This window comes from Streptomyces sp. NPDC096324, assembly GCF_044763015.1.
In the GTDB taxonomy this organism is placed as follows: Bacteria; Actinomycetota; Actinomycetes; order Streptomycetales; family Streptomycetaceae; genus Streptomyces.
Map to the genome: position 1 here is coordinate 72,551 of NZ_JBIWFK010000006.1, position 13,914 is coordinate 86,464.

At 71.2% G+C, this 13,914-nt stretch carries 14 protein-coding genes; 11 read left to right on the top strand and 3 right to left on the bottom strand.

Going from position 1 to position 13,914, the window contains the following annotated elements:
• Window positions 1-77: 77 nt before the first annotated feature.
• The 4 genes from ACIQ7M_RS17425 to ACIQ7M_RS17440 all read left to right on the top strand — a co-directional run bounded on the left by ACIQ7M_RS17425 (window position 78) and on the right by ACIQ7M_RS17440 (window position 4,528).
• Window positions 78-1,406 carry an amidohydrolase family protein gene (locus tag ACIQ7M_RS17425; RefSeq protein ID WP_403644756.1) on the top strand — a complete coding sequence of 443 codons (1,329 nt, stop codon included), beginning with the start codon at window positions 78-80 and terminating at the stop codon, window positions 1,404-1,406.
• Window positions 1,403-2,470: a membrane dipeptidase gene (locus tag ACIQ7M_RS17430; protein WP_355764222.1), complete on the top strand. Its 1,068-nt coding sequence runs from the start codon at window positions 1,403-1,405 to the stop codon at window positions 2,468-2,470. Before ACIQ7M_RS17425 ends, ACIQ7M_RS17430 begins: the two co-directional genes overlap by 4 nt.
• A 225-nt stretch (window positions 2,471-2,695) precedes the next feature.
• Window positions 2,696-4,045 (top strand): transaminase, encoded by a 1,350-nt coding sequence (locus ACIQ7M_RS17435; protein WP_403644759.1) that lies wholly within the window; start codon window positions 2,696-2,698, stop codon window positions 4,043-4,045.
• Window positions 4,046-4,087: 42 nt separating this feature from the next.
• Window positions 4,088-4,528, top strand: coding sequence for an Lrp/AsnC family transcriptional regulator (locus tag ACIQ7M_RS17440; RefSeq protein ID WP_386983054.1), 441 nt, complete (start codon window positions 4,088-4,090; stop codon window positions 4,526-4,528).
• A 13-nt stretch (window positions 4,529-4,541) separates the two neighbouring features.
• Here ACIQ7M_RS17440 and ACIQ7M_RS17445 read toward each other — a convergent pair whose 3' ends face one another.
• Window positions 4,542-6,815: an FUSC family protein gene (locus tag ACIQ7M_RS17445; RefSeq protein WP_403644762.1), complete on the bottom strand. Its 2,274-nt coding sequence runs from the start codon at window positions 6,813-6,815 to the stop codon at window positions 4,542-4,544.
• A gap of 151 nt (window positions 6,816-6,966) precedes the next feature.
• Here ACIQ7M_RS17445 and ACIQ7M_RS17450 point away from each other — a divergent pair, with 151 nt between their 5' ends.
• A complete protein-coding gene (locus tag ACIQ7M_RS17450) occupies window positions 6,967-7,596 on the top strand; it encodes a GNAT family N-acetyltransferase (protein ID WP_403644765.1) in 630 nt (209 codons plus the stop codon).
• A gap of 59 nt (window positions 7,597-7,655) precedes the next feature.
• Here the strand turns inward: ACIQ7M_RS17450 and ACIQ7M_RS17455 are convergent, their stop codons facing one another.
• Window positions 7,656-9,110 (bottom strand): MFS transporter, encoded by a 1,455-nt coding sequence (locus ACIQ7M_RS17455; RefSeq protein ID WP_355764295.1) that lies wholly within the window; start codon window positions 9,108-9,110, stop codon window positions 7,656-7,658.
• A 186-nt stretch (window positions 9,111-9,296) separates the two neighbouring features.
• Between ACIQ7M_RS17455 and ACIQ7M_RS17460 the strand changes: the two genes are divergently transcribed.
• Both ACIQ7M_RS17460 and ACIQ7M_RS17465 read left to right on the top strand, forming a co-directional pair.
• Window positions 9,297-9,752 (top strand): MarR family winged helix-turn-helix transcriptional regulator, encoded by a 456-nt coding sequence (locus tag ACIQ7M_RS17460; RefSeq protein WP_355764233.1) that lies wholly within the window; start codon window positions 9,297-9,299, stop codon window positions 9,750-9,752.
• Between the two features lie 46 nt (window positions 9,753-9,798).
• Window positions 9,799-10,362 (top strand): exonuclease domain-containing protein, encoded by a 564-nt coding sequence (locus ACIQ7M_RS17465; RefSeq protein WP_403644768.1) that lies wholly within the window; start codon window positions 9,799-9,801, stop codon window positions 10,360-10,362.
• A gap of 154 nt (window positions 10,363-10,516) precedes the next feature.
• Here the strand turns inward: ACIQ7M_RS17465 and ACIQ7M_RS17470 are convergent, their stop codons facing one another.
• Window positions 10,517-11,110 carry a DinB family protein gene (locus tag ACIQ7M_RS17470; protein WP_403644771.1) on the bottom strand — a complete coding sequence of 198 codons (594 nt, stop codon included), beginning with the start codon at window positions 11,108-11,110 and terminating at the stop codon, window positions 10,517-10,519.
• Between the two features lie 230 nt (window positions 11,111-11,340).
• Between ACIQ7M_RS17470 and ACIQ7M_RS17475 the strand changes: the two genes are divergently transcribed.
• The 4 genes from ACIQ7M_RS17475 to ACIQ7M_RS17490 all read left to right on the top strand — a co-directional run bounded on the left by ACIQ7M_RS17475 (window position 11,341) and on the right by ACIQ7M_RS17490 (window position 13,851).
• Window positions 11,341-11,715 (top strand): VOC family protein, encoded by a 375-nt coding sequence (locus ACIQ7M_RS17475; protein WP_403644774.1) that lies wholly within the window; start codon window positions 11,341-11,343, stop codon window positions 11,713-11,715.
• Window positions 11,716-12,004: 289 nt separating this feature from the next.
• Window positions 12,005-12,709 (top strand): beta-glucanase, encoded by a 705-nt coding sequence (locus tag ACIQ7M_RS17480; protein ID WP_355764244.1) that lies wholly within the window; start codon window positions 12,005-12,007, stop codon window positions 12,707-12,709.
• 124 nt (window positions 12,710-12,833) lie between these two features.
• Window positions 12,834-13,004, top strand: a complete 171-nt coding sequence (locus ACIQ7M_RS17485) for a hypothetical protein (RefSeq protein WP_403644777.1) — start codon at window positions 12,834-12,836, stop codon at window positions 13,002-13,004.
• Window positions 13,005-13,104: 100 nt separating this feature from the next.
• On the top strand, window positions 13,105-13,851 hold the full coding sequence (locus tag ACIQ7M_RS17490) for an alpha/beta fold hydrolase (protein ID WP_403644780.1): 747 nt from the start codon (window positions 13,105-13,107) through the stop codon (window positions 13,849-13,851).
• The last annotated feature ends 63 nt before the right edge of the window (window positions 13,852-13,914 follow it).

Sequence of the window (13,914 nt, forward strand, 5' to 3'; positions counted from 1 at the left end):
CAAGATCCATGAAGCGGCCCATCGGCCCGGACGGCGGCGGCTGCCGGGGCCCGGGCACGGCGACTACTGAGGTGAAGATGACGGACGAGACTTCGGGCGCACCGGCCCCGCACGCGCCCGCGGTGAATGGCGCCGTCGCGGTGTACCGCGGCGCGACACTGTTCGACGGAACCGGCGCCCCGGCCCGGAGCTCGACGTCGATCGTGATCGACGGCCAGGTCATCCGCGCCGTCGGCGACGACGCCGTGATCGCCGAGGGCCTGCCCGCGGACGCCCGGGTCTTCGACCTCGACGGCCGTTTCGTCATCCCCGGTCTGATCGACGCCCACCAGCACATCGCGACCCCGCCCGACCGGCCCGTCGCCGAGGCGGTGCTGCGCCGGCTCGTCCACAGCGGCGTCACGGCCATCCGTGACATGGCCGACGACCTTCGCCAGGTGGGCGACCTCGCGCGGGCGACGCTCGTCGGCGAGATCCCCGGCCCGGACATCCGCTACGCCGCGCTGATGGCGGGACCCGGCTTCTTCGACGACCCGCGCACCCACCAGGTGTCCCAGGGGGAGACGCCCGGCGCCGTCCCGTGGATGCAGGCGATCACGAAGGACACGGACCTGCGGATCGCCGTCGCCCTGGCACGCGGGACCCACGCGTCCGCGATCAAGGTGTACGCGGATCTCGACCACGCCACCGTCGCCGCCATCACCGAGGAGGCGCACCGCCAGGGCATCCCCGTCTGGGCCCACGCGACCGTCTTCCCGGCCTCGCCCGGCGAGATCGTCGAGGCCGGCGCGGACGCCGTCTCGCACGTCACCCTGCTCGCCTTCGAAGGCACGGACGAGCCCCTGACCAGCTACAAGACCAAGCCGAAGGTCGATTACGAGCGGTTCGCCGCCGGGGACGACCCCCGGGTCGAGGAACTCTTCGCCCTGATGCGCCGTCGCGGTACGGTCCTCGACGCGACCGCGGGCATGTGGGCGAGCGAGGCCCTCGCAGGGGAGAGTCCCGAGGACGCCGAGCGAGCGGCGGCCAACACCGAGCTCGCCGCCGTGCTCACCGCCCAGGCCCACCGCGCCGGTGTGGACATCGCGACCGGCACGGACTACGAGACCGAGGCCGACAACCCCTTCCCCGCCCTGTACGACGAACTGGCGTTCCTCGTGGACCGCTGCGGGATGTCGCCCGCGCAGGTGCTGCGCTCGGCCACGCTGATCGGCGCCCGGAGCGCAGGGGCCGAGGACGTCATGGGCACCGTCGAGGCGGGCAAGCTCGCCAACTTCGTCGTCCTGGAGGACGATCCGCTGCGGGACATCGCGCACCTGCGCAGCGTCACGCTGACCGTCAAGCGCGGCCGGCGCTTCGAGCGCCGGGACTTCGACGTGACCCACTCTGCCGAGGAGACCCGATGACCGACCTTCCCATGATCGTCAACGCGCTCGGACAGCTCGACAATCCGAACGCCCCGCAGTCGGCCGAGGCCGCCGCGCAGCTCAACCCCTCCAGCGAGCAGATGACCGTCGACGCCCGCACGCTGGCCGACGCCCATGCCTCCGGCCTCACCGCCGTCAACATCACCCTCGGCTACACGATGGGCGATCTGCCGCCGTACGAGCACACGCTGCACGAGATCGCGGTCTGGGACGGGATCATCCGGGACAACGCGGCCGACCTCTTGAAGGTCCGTACGGTCGCGGACATCCACCGGGCCAGGGAGGAGCGCCGGATCGGGGTCATCTACGGCTTCCAGAACGCCGTCGCGGTCGGCGACGACGTCGGGCGCGTCGCCACGTTCGCCGATCTCGGCGTCCGGGTCGTCCAGCTCACCTACAACCAGGCCAATCACATCGGCGACGGCTCCATGGCGCCGGAGAACCGGGGACTGACCGACTTCGGCCGCGGTGTCGTGGAGGCCCTCGACGAGCAGCGCCTGATGGTCGACCTCTCCCACAGCGGCGAGCGCACCTGTCTGGAGGCCGCCAAGACGGCGCGGCTCCCCGTGTCGATCAACCACACCGGCTGCCGCGCGCTCGCCGATCTCCCCCGCAACAAGACGGACGAGGAACTGCGCCTGGTCGCCTCGCGCGGCGGCTTCGTGGGCATCTACTTCATGCCGTTCCTGAACGTGTCGGGTCACGCGACGGCCGCCGACGTCGTGGAGCACATCGTCCACGCGGTCAACGTGTGCGGCGAGGACGCCGTCGGCATCGGCACCGACGGGACCGTGACGTCCATCGACGACCTCGACACCTACCGCGCGCATCTGGCCGAGCACGTGGCCCTGCGGCGCCAGGCGGGTGTCGGCGCGGCGGGGGAGCGCGACGACACGCTTCCCTTCGTGCTCGACCTGAGCGGAGTGGACCAGTTCCGGGAGCTCGTCCGCCTTCTGGAGCAGCGCGGTTACACCTCGGAACGCATCGAGAAGATCCTCGGCGGGAACTTCGTGGACTACGCGGGACGGGTGTGGGCCCCATAGGTCCTCCGGCGGCCGGTGCTCGGTGGTCGGTGGCGGGTCGGTCACTGCATAAAGGGCCCTGACGCTCATCCACGGTCGATTCGGTTGTCACGGCAACCGAATCGATCGTTCGGGCTTGCCTCCGCGTCGTATGCGTTCGTACTCTGGCCGAAACCGCTCGTCGAACGTGTCGTCGACCGAGCACATCGACCGGGTCGACCGCATCGACCGACAGAGGAGCCCTCGATGGACCGCACTCGCCTGCAGCAGCTCCTGGCTCGTGAGAGCGCCGAGGCCGAGCGTCGAAACCCACGGTCCAGGGCCGCGTACGAGCGCGCCGAGCACCTTTTCGGCCGAGTCCCGATGACCTGGATGAACAAGACCGCCGGGGCCTTCCCGCGCTATCTGGACAGCGCCCGCGGAGCCCGCGTCACCGACATCGACGGCCACGAGTACATCGACTTCTGTCTCGGTGACACGGGCGCCATGGCCGGGCACTCGCCCGAGGTCGTCGCCGAGGCGGTCCGGGGCCGGTTCGCCGAGAGCGGCGGCGCGACCGCGATGCTCCCCACCGAGGACGCGGAATGGGTGGGCGCCGAACTGACCCGCCGCTTCGGACTCGCCCGCTGGAGCTTCTCGCTCACCGCGACCGACGCCAACCGCTGGTCCATCCGCCTGGCGCGAGCGGTCACCGGTCGCCCCAAGATCCTGGTGAACAGCTACAGCTACCACGGCAGCGTCGACGAGTCGCTGATCGTCGTCGGCCCGGACGGCCACGGCACCGCCCGCCCCGGAAACGTCGGCGCCCCCTGCGACGTCACCCTCACCAGCCGGGTCGCGGAGTTCAACGACCTGGAGCAACTGGAACGCGAGCTCGCCCACGGCGACGTCGCCGCCGTCCTGATGGAGCCCGCGCTCACCAACATCGGCATCGTGCTGCCCGAGCCCGGCTACCTGGAGGGCGTCCGAGCCCTCACGCGCCGGTACGGGACCCTGCTCATCAACGACGAGACGCACACCTTCTCCGCCGGCCCCGGTGGCTGCACCGCCGCCTGGAACCTGGAGCCGGACATGCTCACGATCGGCAAGGCGATCGGCGGAGGGATCCCGGCCGGGGCGTACGGGCTCTCGGCCGAACTCGCCGACAAGCTGCTCGGCCGCGCCGATCTGGACCTGGTCGACATGGGCGGCGTCGGCGGCACCCTCGCCGGCAACGCCCTGTCCACGGCGGCGACGCGCGCCACCCTGGAACACGTCCTCACCGACGCCGCGTTCGACTCGATGGCGAAGCTCTCCGAACGCTTCGAGGCCGGTGTGCGGGCGGGTATCGACGCATGGGGTCTGCCGTGGTCGGTCAGCCGTCTCGGAGCCCGTACGGAATACCGGTTCGCCGATCCCGCGCCGCGCACCGGAACGGAATCGGCCGCGGCCGCCGACACGGAGCTGGAGGACTTCCTCCACCTGTACCTCGCCAACCGGGGCATCCTGCTGACCCCGTTCCACAACATGGCGCTCATGTGCCCGGCGACCACCGAGCAGGACGTGGACCGGCATACCGAGGTCTTCGCCGCCGCCCTGGCCGAACTGTGCGGCTGAGCGCCGCCGATAAACTCGGACCCGCCGGCGGAGAGGAACAGCGTGGACGAGATCGACCGGGCCATCCTGCGTGAGCTGCAGATCGACGGCCGTATCGCCTACGCCGAACTCGGCCCCAAGGTGGGGCTGTCCGCGTCGGCGGCCCGCCAGCGTCTCCAACGCCTGCTCGACTCGCAGGCGGTGCAGGTCGTCGGCGTCACCGATCCGATGGGCATGGGCGGACAGGCGATGGCCCTCCTCGGCATCGCCGTGGACGGTGATCCGCGAGCGGTCGCCGACACGCTGGCCGACCGGACCGAGGTCGTCTACTCCGTGCTGACCTCGGGCGGCTTCGACCTGTTCGCCGAGGTCGTCTGCCCCGGACCGCGGGATCTGCTGGACTTCGTCAACGACGTCGTACGGCAGATCGAGGGCGTCCGGCAGGTGCAGTCGTTCCCCTACTTCGGCATCCACACGCACCGCTTCCTCTGGAACGTGGGCTGAGCCGTACGCCGGGCTAGCGTGCCGCGCTCCGGGCCGGGTTCTTGGCGGGTGTCGAGATCCGCACTCCCAGCGGGCGGGCCAGACCGATCACGCCCTCGTCGAGTCGCTGCAGGTGGCGCAGGACGCGGCCCGTGACGCGGTCGTGCCGGGGCGAGTCCGGTGTGTCCGGCTCCAGCATGGCGGCGAGGCTCGCCCCGGTCTCCGCGACACCGTCCCCCGCGTCCGCCGCGACCCGGGCGACGAGGATGTCGATGTTGTGGCCGATCCGGCGGCCCGCCAGTTTGAGCCGGGGATCCGCGGCGACCGACCTGCTGTACGGGAGGAGTTCGGCCGTCGCGGCGAGCGACCGCGCGTGATAGGCGCACGTCTCCAGCAGGGCGACGATGTAGCGGGCGGTCTGACGGCGGGCCCGCCACGGAGTGATCGGGTGGGTCAGCGGTTTGGTGGAGGCCCGCAGTCTGTCCAGGGCCACGTCCAGCTCGCGGGCCTTGTCCAGCAGATCGAGGGCGATACCGCCGCTGAGCTGCTCCACCGCCGCACCGCTGACGTCCCCGAGCCGGACGAGCACGGCGGCGAGCAGCTCGTCCGTACGGCGGTCGGTCTGCACCGGAAGGACGACGATGGCCGCGACCATCCCGCAGATCGCGCCGAGCGCCGTTTCCTCGATCCTCAGGACGAGCACCGCGGGACTGTAGGTGTTGAGCACCGTGTACAGCAGCCCCAGCATCGCCGTCACGAAGAAGGACATCAGGACGTACGACACGGGGGCGGTGAAGTACATGGCGAAGATGAACACGAGGACCAGGGCGAACGCGGTCCACGTGTGGCCGCCCACCACGCCTGCCAGAAGGACACCCGCGACGACGCCGAGGACCGTCCCCAGCAGCCGGCGATAGCCCTTGACCAGGATCTCCCCGGTCGAGGAGGTGTTCAGGAAGACGACCCAGCAGGTCAGCACCGCCCAGTACCACCGCTGCGGGGAGAGCAGTTCCCCTCCGACGATGGCCAGGGTCGACCCCACCGAGACCTGCACCGCCGCCCGGGTCGTCGGCCGGTCCAGCCCCGTCGGGCGCGGCTCGACGTCCTCGCCCTCCTCGGCGGCGATCGACGCGTCCTCGGCGTCCAGTTCCTCGCGGGAACGCTTCGTCTCGGGGGAGTCGTCGGTCTCGTCCTGGGGGCCGTCGAGCGCCAGGCGCAGTCCGAGGGCCGCGCGGGTCGCCTCGCCGATGCCGCGGAAGACGTCCTGCACGGCCGCCGGGGCGTGCGGCAGGTTCTCCTCGTCCCGGTAGCCGAGGAGCCGGTTGCGGAGCTGGGCCACCCCGGCACCGCGCTCACCCGTGACCGGGCCCGCGACGAGTACCTGCAGTGCTTCGAGGTCGCGGTGCAGCGTCGCGATGGTGTCGTCCTGCTTCTGGAGCCGGTCCGCCACCGCGGGCAGCGGCGCGTGCGGCAGGTGCAGGGCGATGGTGTCGGGCTGTTCGGCGCTGCGTGCGGTGAGGATGAGGATGCCGAGCCGTTCCGCGGCGATCTCGGCCTCGGCGACCCGCCGCTGGAGCAGCGAGGCGGTCGCGCCGTCGGCGGTTCCCTCGTCCAGGCGGTCCTGGATCATCATCGCGCTCTCGTGCAGCCGCGCGGTGTGCAGCCGTACGTCGTCCAGGGCCTTCTCGACGTCGTCGGGACCGGCGTCGAGAAGGTCGATCTGGACGGACACCAACTGGGCCACACGCGCCCGGAACGCCTTGCGCAGCCGTTTCAGAACCCGCTCGGTCGTCTCGGCGATCACGGCGAAGCGGACCAGGGCACTGCACACGAAGCCAATGGCCAGCGTCGCCCAGAGTCCGGGAAGGGAGGAGTACGTCGCTCCGCCGAACAGGGACAGGAAGTAGATCTGGAAGGCGATCAGCCCGAGCGCCGTCCCGCGGTCCCCGTATCTGCGGCAGTAGACCGCGGCGAAGATCAGGGCTACGAAGCAGGCGTCGCTCGCGAACGTGTGACCGCGCAGCAGCGCCCCCAGCGACATCGCCGTGAGCGCCACGGGCAGCCCGAGCGCCAGGGTGACGGCCTGTTCGCCCCGGTGCTTCTCCTTGATGGAGAACGTGGCGACCATGGCGGTCATCGCTCCGGTCACCATGCGGCTGGGACCGGATCCCATCATGGCGAGGACGGCGAGGGTGAGGGCGATCGCGCCGACGGTCCGCAGTCCGGCCATGAGCCGCAGCAGGCCCGGGTCGGATGCCACGAACCGGTTCCAGATCGCCGCTCGGTTCGGCCGAGTCACTGTCCTCACGCTGCCGTCGTTCCCTGCTCCCAGGTCATGATCCGGTACTTCAGCATGGCACCTCGCGGCGCCCCGTGCCGGATGGTGACCGGGCGTCCCGCGTCGCGGAGGGCGTGAACAGCCCCTTGTGGGAGCGCTCCCAAGGAGTCAGGATGCCCCCATGGACCCCGTGCCGACCATTCGCCCGTACCGGCCCACCGACCGCGCCGCCGTCGCGGAGGTGTGCGTGAGCACCGCCGACCTCGGAGGGGACTCGCGTGCCCTGTATCCCGACGAGGAGCTGATGCCGACGCTGTTCGCGGCGCCGTACTGTCATCTGGAGCCCGGCCTGGCCTTCGTCCTGGACGACGGGAGCGGCCGGGCCGTCGGCTATGTGGTCGGCACCGCAGACACCGCGGACTTCGCCGCCCGGTTCCGCGACGAATGGATTCCCCTGGTCGCGCACCGCTATCCGGAACCCACCACGCCGCCTCGTACCCCCAGCGAGGTGATGGTCGAGTTGCTGCACGCTCCCGAGCGCATGATCCTGCCCGAACTCGCCGCCCATCCGGCGCACCTGCACATCGACCTGCTGCCGGACTTCCAGCGGCGCGGCTTCGGAAGAGCCCTGATGAACACCTTCCTCGCCGCGCTGCACGACCGCGGGGTGCCGGCGGTCCACCTGGGTATGGTCACCGCGAACAAACCGGCCAGGGCGTTCTACGACCGTCTCGGCTTCCACGAGATTCCCGTCGAGGACCCGGGGCCGCTCACCTACCTCGGCAGGCCGACCGCGGTGGCGGCGACGTGAACGCACCGGTTCCGGCGGACGGGAGCCGCCGGAACCGGTGCGGGGAGGGGGCGTGAGCCTCAGCGCGTGGCCGTGGCCGCCTCCGGCGCGGCCGTGGGGCCGGACTTGTCCCCTCCGGCCGCGGCGCGCGCGGCCGGGATCACGGCGGCGATGGCCGCGGCCACCAGGGCGACACAGCCGCCGACGACGAGGCCGGTGCGGAAACCGTCCTCGGACGTGAAGGTGTAGCCGCCCACGGTGGTCGTCATCTGGGCGAGGGTGACACCGACGACGGCCGATCCGACCGAGGTGCCCAGCGAGCGCATCAGCGTGTTGAAGCCGTTGGCCGCGGCGGTCTCGGAGAGCGGGACCGAGCTCATGATCAGGGCCGGCATCGAACCGTAGGCGAGGCCGACACCGCTGCTGGTGACCATGAGGGTCAGCATGAGGCCCCAGGCCGAGCCCATGAGGACCAGCGACAGCCCGTAGCCGAGGGCGACGACGAGGACACCGCAGACCAGCGTGAACTTCGGGCCGCGGGCGTCCGTCAGCTTCCCGCCGAGCGGGGAGACGATCATCATCATGATGCCGCCGGGCGCCATCCACAGGCCCGCCGCGAGCATCGACTGGCCCAGGCCGTAGCCGGTGGCCTCGGGGAACTGGAGCAGCTGCGGGATGATCAGCATGCTCGCGTACATGCTGAAGCCGACGAAGATCGAGGCGACGTTGGTGAGCAGGACCCGGGGGCGGGCGGTGGTGCGCAGGTCGACCAGCGGGTCCTGGGTGCGCAGCTCCCAGGCTCCCCAGGCGATCAGGACCACGACGGCGGCGGCGAACAGCCCGAGCGTCGTCGCGGAACCCCAGCCCCAGTCGGCGCCCTTGGAGACGCCGAGGAGCAGACAGACCAGGCCGGCGCCGAGTCCGAGCGCGCCGAGGACGTCGAAGCGCTGACCCTTGGCGCTGGCCGGCACGTCCGGGACGAGGAACCAGATCAGCGTTCCGATCGCCAGGGCCAGCACGGCGGAGCCCCAGAAGAGGACGCGCCAGTTCGTGTACTGGGCGACCGCGGCGGCGATGGGCAGGCCGAGGCCGCCGCCGATGCCCATGGAGGCGCTGACCAGCGCGATGGAGGAACTCAGCTTCTCCGCCGGCACCACGTCGCGCAGCAGGGCGATGCCGAGCGGCACGATGCCCATGCCCATTCCCTGCAGACCTCGTCCGACGATCATCGGGACGACGGACGAGGAGAGCGCGCACACGACCGAGCCGACCGCGAGCGGGACGGAACAGGCGAGCAGCATCCGTCGCTTGCCCACCAGGTCGCCCAGCCGGCCGGAGACCGGGACGCAGACGGCCGCGACGAGCAGGGTGACGGTGATGACCCACGCGGAGTTCGCGGGCGTGGTGTGCAGGATCTGGGGCAGCTCGGCGATGAGCGGAGTGACCAGCGTCTGCATGATCGCCGCCACGGTGCCGGCGAAGGCGAGCGTGGCGACCACGCCGCCCGCTCGGGCGGAAGGCTGGGGGGCGTCCATGAGGGACTCCTCGGGGATCTGACTGTCGGGCAAGGGATGTGCATCGTACATGTCGTATGCATCGCGCATGTGATGTGGCTCATGCATGCGATGTGGCCCGTGCAAGGGCGTGTGGGAACATGGAGCCGGGCCGCACCGATGTGCGCGGGACGCGCGGCCCAGGTGACAGCGGGAGGCGGCAGGCGGATGGTCAGGCCCACACACGAGGTCGAGTACGAGCAGATGCTGCTCAGCCGCCACGGATGGATGAACCACAGGGGCGGCCGCACCAAGGACGGTGTCCTGGAGCGCAGCGCGTACATCCTCCTCAGCCGGATCCGGATCCAAGGGCCCATGTCGATCGGTGAGTTGAGCGACGCCTTCGGGCTCGACGCGTCCACCCTCAACCGGCAGACCGCGGCGGCGATGCGTGCCGGGCTCGTCGAGCGCATCCCCGACCCCGACGGCGGCATGGCCCGCAAGTTCCGCATCACCGACGAAGGGGCACGGCTCCTCGACCAGGAGCGGCAGGGGCTCATCGATTCACTGGACCGCGTGATGACCGACTGGCCGGAGGAGGACATCGCCGCGTTCGCCTCCTACCTGCGGCGCTTCAACACCGACATCGAGCGCATCGGCGGCCGCCCCTGGCCGCGCCCCTGAAAAAACGGGGCGACGCGATCCCGCCGCGCGTCCTACGCTCGCTCGCATGACACATGCGGGGGGATTGTTGAATGTCGTCGATGTCGAGGCGACCTGCTGGGAAGGGGAGGCTCCGGCCGGAGCGGTCAGCGAGATCATCGAGATCGGTCTGACGGTCGTCGACCTGGACGAGGGCGTCCGGGTGGCGAAGCACCGCCTTCTGGTCAAGCCCGCGCGGTCGACCGTCAGCGCGTTCTGCACCGAACTCACCGGGCTGACGCAGGGCGAGGTCGAGCAGGGGCTCGGATTCGCCGAGGCCTGCCGGGAGTTGGCCGCGCTGCATCGTACGGGGGAGCGGCCGTGGGCCAGCTGGGGCGACTACGACCGCCATCAGTTCACCCGTCAGTGCGCCGCCACGGCGACTCCGTACCCCTTCGGGCGCCGGCACACCAACGCCAAGGCGGTCTTCACCGACGCCCACGGGCTGCGGAGACGGCCCGGGATGGCGCAGGCCCTGCGCCTCGCCGAACTGCCCCTGGAGGGACGGCATCACCGGGGCGACGACGACGCGTGGAACATCGCCGCGCTCGTCCTCGATCTGGCGGGACGCGGGGCCTGGCCCGGCGTCTGAACCGGCCCGCGTGACTCATCCGGTCACCCGGGGCCGTTCCGGTGGATCGGGATCGGGGGCCTGACGGTCTCGTGCCGGGAGGTCGCTCCGGTGGATCGGCCCCGCGTCGCTCACCCGGTCACCCGAAGCCGTTCCGGTGGATCGGGATCCGGTGTCAGGCGTTCTTGCCGGCGTCCCGGGCCGCCTGTTCGAGCCGCGCCCGATAGTCCTCCCACCACGCCGCGTCGCCCGGCATCAGACTGTCGTTGTCCTCGCTCAACCCGGCCGATCCGTCCATGAGTTCGCGGATGATGTCGGCGTGCCCGGCGTGCCGCTGGGTGTCGGCGATCACGCGGACGACCGCGTGATGCAACGTCACCTCGTTCTTCCCGGCGGGCCACCACGGCACCGTGCCGGTCGTCTCCAGCGGCAGCGCCTCGATCGTCGCGTCCGCGTGGGCCCAGGCCCGGCGGTAGAGCCCCACGATGAACCCGCGCGTCTCGTCGGCGGCGGCCCACATGTCGCCGTTCGTCTCCTGGGCGTGCTCCAGCCAGGGCAGCGGCTCGCCCGACGGCCGTCCGAAGGTGTCGCCGAGGTAGCCCAGTTCCACGCCGGCCACGTGTTTGACGAGACCGAGGAGGTTGGTCCCGGTCGGGGTGAACGGTCGGCGGATGTCGTACTCCGAGAGACCGTCGAGCTTCCAGATCAGGGCGTCACGAGCCGACTGCAGATAGCGGTGGAGATCGGCCTTGGCATCCGGTGAAGTCATGGCGTCCAGTCTGCCGCTCCCCGGGGCGTTGTCGTGGTCGGTCCGATCAAGTACCGTCACCGGCGTGAACACCGGACCGGCATCTCGCCACACACGGACGGGCAATCCGGCGGAGGGCTGATCGCGCGGCGGCTGTGCCGCGGGCATCGCCCCAGTCCGGCACGTGGACCTCCCAGCGCTTGTGCACCGCGAGTCCGTCTTCCGTGTCGAGCACCGCTGAGGTAAGCCGTATGACAGTCACCTTCAATCACACCATCGTCGCAGCCAAGGACCGCCGCGCGTCGGCACGCTTCTTCCGGGAGCTGCTGGAACTGCCGGAAGCGCCGTCCTGGGGGCCGTTCACCAATGTCCAGCTCACGGACGGCGTGCTGCTGCAGTTCGCCGAGCCCCCGGTGGACATCCAGATGCAGCACTATGCGTTCCTGATCGACGACGAACTGTTCGACCGCGCGTACCGACGGCTCCGCGCCGACGGCGTCGAGCACTGGGCCGACCCGCAGATGCGGCGCCCGGGGGAGATCAACGACGAACACGGCGGCCGTGGGGTCTACTTCAAGGACCCGGCCGGCCACGCCATCGAGTTGATCACCCGCCCGTACCTGTAACCGGACGGAGCCCGGTCGGGGCCGCGTCATGCGGCGCCCGGCCGGGCAGCCCGGCCGAACCGGTCGGTGGTGGGTGGAGCGTGTGTCGCGATGCGATCCGCATTCGCGCGGGGCGCGGGGCGCAGGCGCAGGCGTCAGCGAGCGGTACGCGACAGGTGCCGCGCGCCGGAGTACGACCGGTTCACCCCGATGGGTTGTTTTGTGGCGGGTTGGGACGAACAGGGCGTGGATGTCGCAGGCTTGGGGAGAACCTGGACGTTCGCGAAACGCCGTCATCGAGGAGTGCCGCGTGTCCGATGTCGTCTTCACGGCGGATTTCGCCTCGACTCGCCAATGGGTCGCGGGCCATTCCTGGGCCTATCCCGACGGCGGTCCGGTCAACCCGGACGACGGCAAACTCGACCATCTGGTCACCGACCCGTCCTACAGCCGGACAGGCCGCTTCCGGGCGACCCGGCGTCCGGACGGCGACTGGGACGCGGGCCTGCTCACCACCGAGGGCAGCGCGGACGGGTTCATGGTCCGCACGGGCGACGTGCTGGAGGCACGGGTCAAGCTGCCGACGGTGACGGGGGCCTGGCCGGCGATCTGGACGTGGCGGGACGGCGGTCAGGAGATCGACGTCTTCGAGTACCACCCCGACAACCCCGACCTGCTGGAACTGTCCAACCACGTACGCAACACCCACCGCTACTACCGGAACCACGCCATCCAGCCGGGTGCCTGGGTCGACCTCGTGGTCGAGCTCGGCGCCCTCCGTGTCGTGTGGTGGGTCAACGGCGTCCGGGCCTTCGACGACCGGCGCGGAGTGGGCAGATCCTGGCACGCCTATCTCATCGTCAACCTCTCCGTCTGCGCGGGGCGTTACCACCCACCGCCGCCTCCCGAGGCCTCCGAGATGGACTTCGAGGTGGCCCGGCTGGCGGTCCGCAGGCCCCCGGTCGGCAGACCGTTCCCCGCGGCGGAGGAGTACGAGGCCGACGTCCTCGACTGACGCCGGAGCGGGGCCTCGGCAGATGCAGCCGGGCAGGTGCATCCGCCGGGGCCCTCGGCGCGGAAGTACGGCATCAGAAGCGACGCCGCGCCCGTGCGCGTCGCACCGACGGGTGCCGAGGGCCATGCCGAATCCGAAACCGGGGGACGCCCCCGAGTCCGCCTACGTCAGTCACGTCGGCAACTGCCGCACGTGCCAACGGGAGTCGGGACGCTGCCCGCAGGCGGCCCGCCTCTGGCGTTTCTACCAGGAATGGCGCAATGGCTACCGCGCGCGGCCCGAGCCCACGGAGTGAGCCACGGACTGAGCTTGGGGCGGGTCCGTGGCCGGTGAGACGATCCTCCTCACGGTCCGGTGCGAGGCATGGACGAAGCGCGGGTGGGTGGAGAGGTGTCATGCGAGGTTCTGTGCGGATGTCCGCCGACGATGTGTCCCGGTCCGGGGAGGCCGGCGCCTCCGTGGCGCTGCGGCCCTGCCGCGCCCCTCGTCGGGACGGGGAACCGGCGCGTGCGGCCGTACTGATCCTTCACGGCGGCACCGCCGACAGCAAGGCCCCGTTGCGGCCGTGGAACCTGGCACGCGCCCGGATGCGGCCGTTCGTCCGCTCCGTGACACGGGCCCTGCCGGACGAGGGCACGTTCGTCGGGCAGGTGCGCTACCGCCACCGGGGATGGAACGGCGTGGACGCGGACCCCGTCGCCGACGTTCTGCTGGCACTGGACGAACTCGCCGCTCTGGTGGGGGACGTGCCGGTCGTGCTCGTGGGCCACTCCATGGGCGGGCGCGCCGCTCTGCGGGCCGCGGCCGCACCCCAGGTCCGGGCCGTGGTGGCACTGGCGCCGTGGTGCCCGGAGGGTGAGCCGGTGGCCCACCTCCGGGACAAACGCGTGATCGTGCTGCACGGAGACCGGGACCGCATCACCGACCCCGTGGAGTCGTTCGCCCTCGTCCGCCGGGCCGCGGAGGCGGGTTCCTCCGCGAGCGCCGTGCGGGTCGCCGGCGGAGACCACGCGATGCTCCGCCGCGCGCGGACCTGGCATCGGACCACGGGCGCGACGGTCGCCGAGCTGGTGACCCGGATCGGCGGTGGACTCGACCCGCTCCCCGCCGAACGGCCGGGCGGAGAGCCCGGCGTTCTCTAGCCCGTCCCGGGCGTCGCCGGGCGGGTGAGGCCTCGCGGACACGCCCCGGACGTCCTGGGGTCG

Excerpts from the sequence above, each read along its gene's own strand:
- ACIQ7M_RS17425 (WP_403644756.1), top strand. The coding sequence starts at position 78 with ATGACGGACGAGACTTCGGGCGCACCGGCCCCGCACGCGCCCGCGGTG.
- ACIQ7M_RS17430 (WP_355764222.1), top strand. The coding sequence starts at position 1,403 with ATGACCGACCTTCCCATGATCGTCAACGCGCTCGGACAGCTCGACAAT.
- ACIQ7M_RS17435 (WP_403644759.1), top strand. The coding sequence starts at position 2,696 with ATGGACCGCACTCGCCTGCAGCAGCTCCTGGCTCGTGAGAGCGCCGAG.
- ACIQ7M_RS17450 (WP_403644765.1), top strand. The coding sequence starts at position 6,967 with ATGGACCCCGTGCCGACCATTCGCCCGTACCGGCCCACCGACCGCGCC.
- ACIQ7M_RS17455 (WP_355764295.1), bottom strand. The coding sequence starts at position 9,110 with ATGGACGCCCCCCAGCCTTCCGCCCGAGCGGGCGGCGTGGTCGCCACG.
- ACIQ7M_RS17460 (WP_355764233.1), top strand. The coding sequence starts at position 9,297 with ATGGTCAGGCCCACACACGAGGTCGAGTACGAGCAGATGCTGCTCAGC.
- ACIQ7M_RS17465 (WP_403644768.1), top strand. The coding sequence starts at position 9,799 with ATGACACATGCGGGGGGATTGTTGAATGTCGTCGATGTCGAGGCGACC.
- ACIQ7M_RS17470 (WP_403644771.1), bottom strand. The coding sequence starts at position 11,110 with ATGACTTCACCGGATGCCAAGGCCGATCTCCACCGCTATCTGCAGTCG.
- ACIQ7M_RS17475 (WP_403644774.1), top strand. The coding sequence starts at position 11,341 with ATGACAGTCACCTTCAATCACACCATCGTCGCAGCCAAGGACCGCCGC.
- ACIQ7M_RS17485 (WP_403644777.1), top strand. The coding sequence starts at position 12,834 with ATGCCGAATCCGAAACCGGGGGACGCCCCCGAGTCCGCCTACGTCAGT.
- ACIQ7M_RS17490 (WP_403644780.1), top strand. The coding sequence starts at position 13,105 with ATGCGAGGTTCTGTGCGGATGTCCGCCGACGATGTGTCCCGGTCCGGG.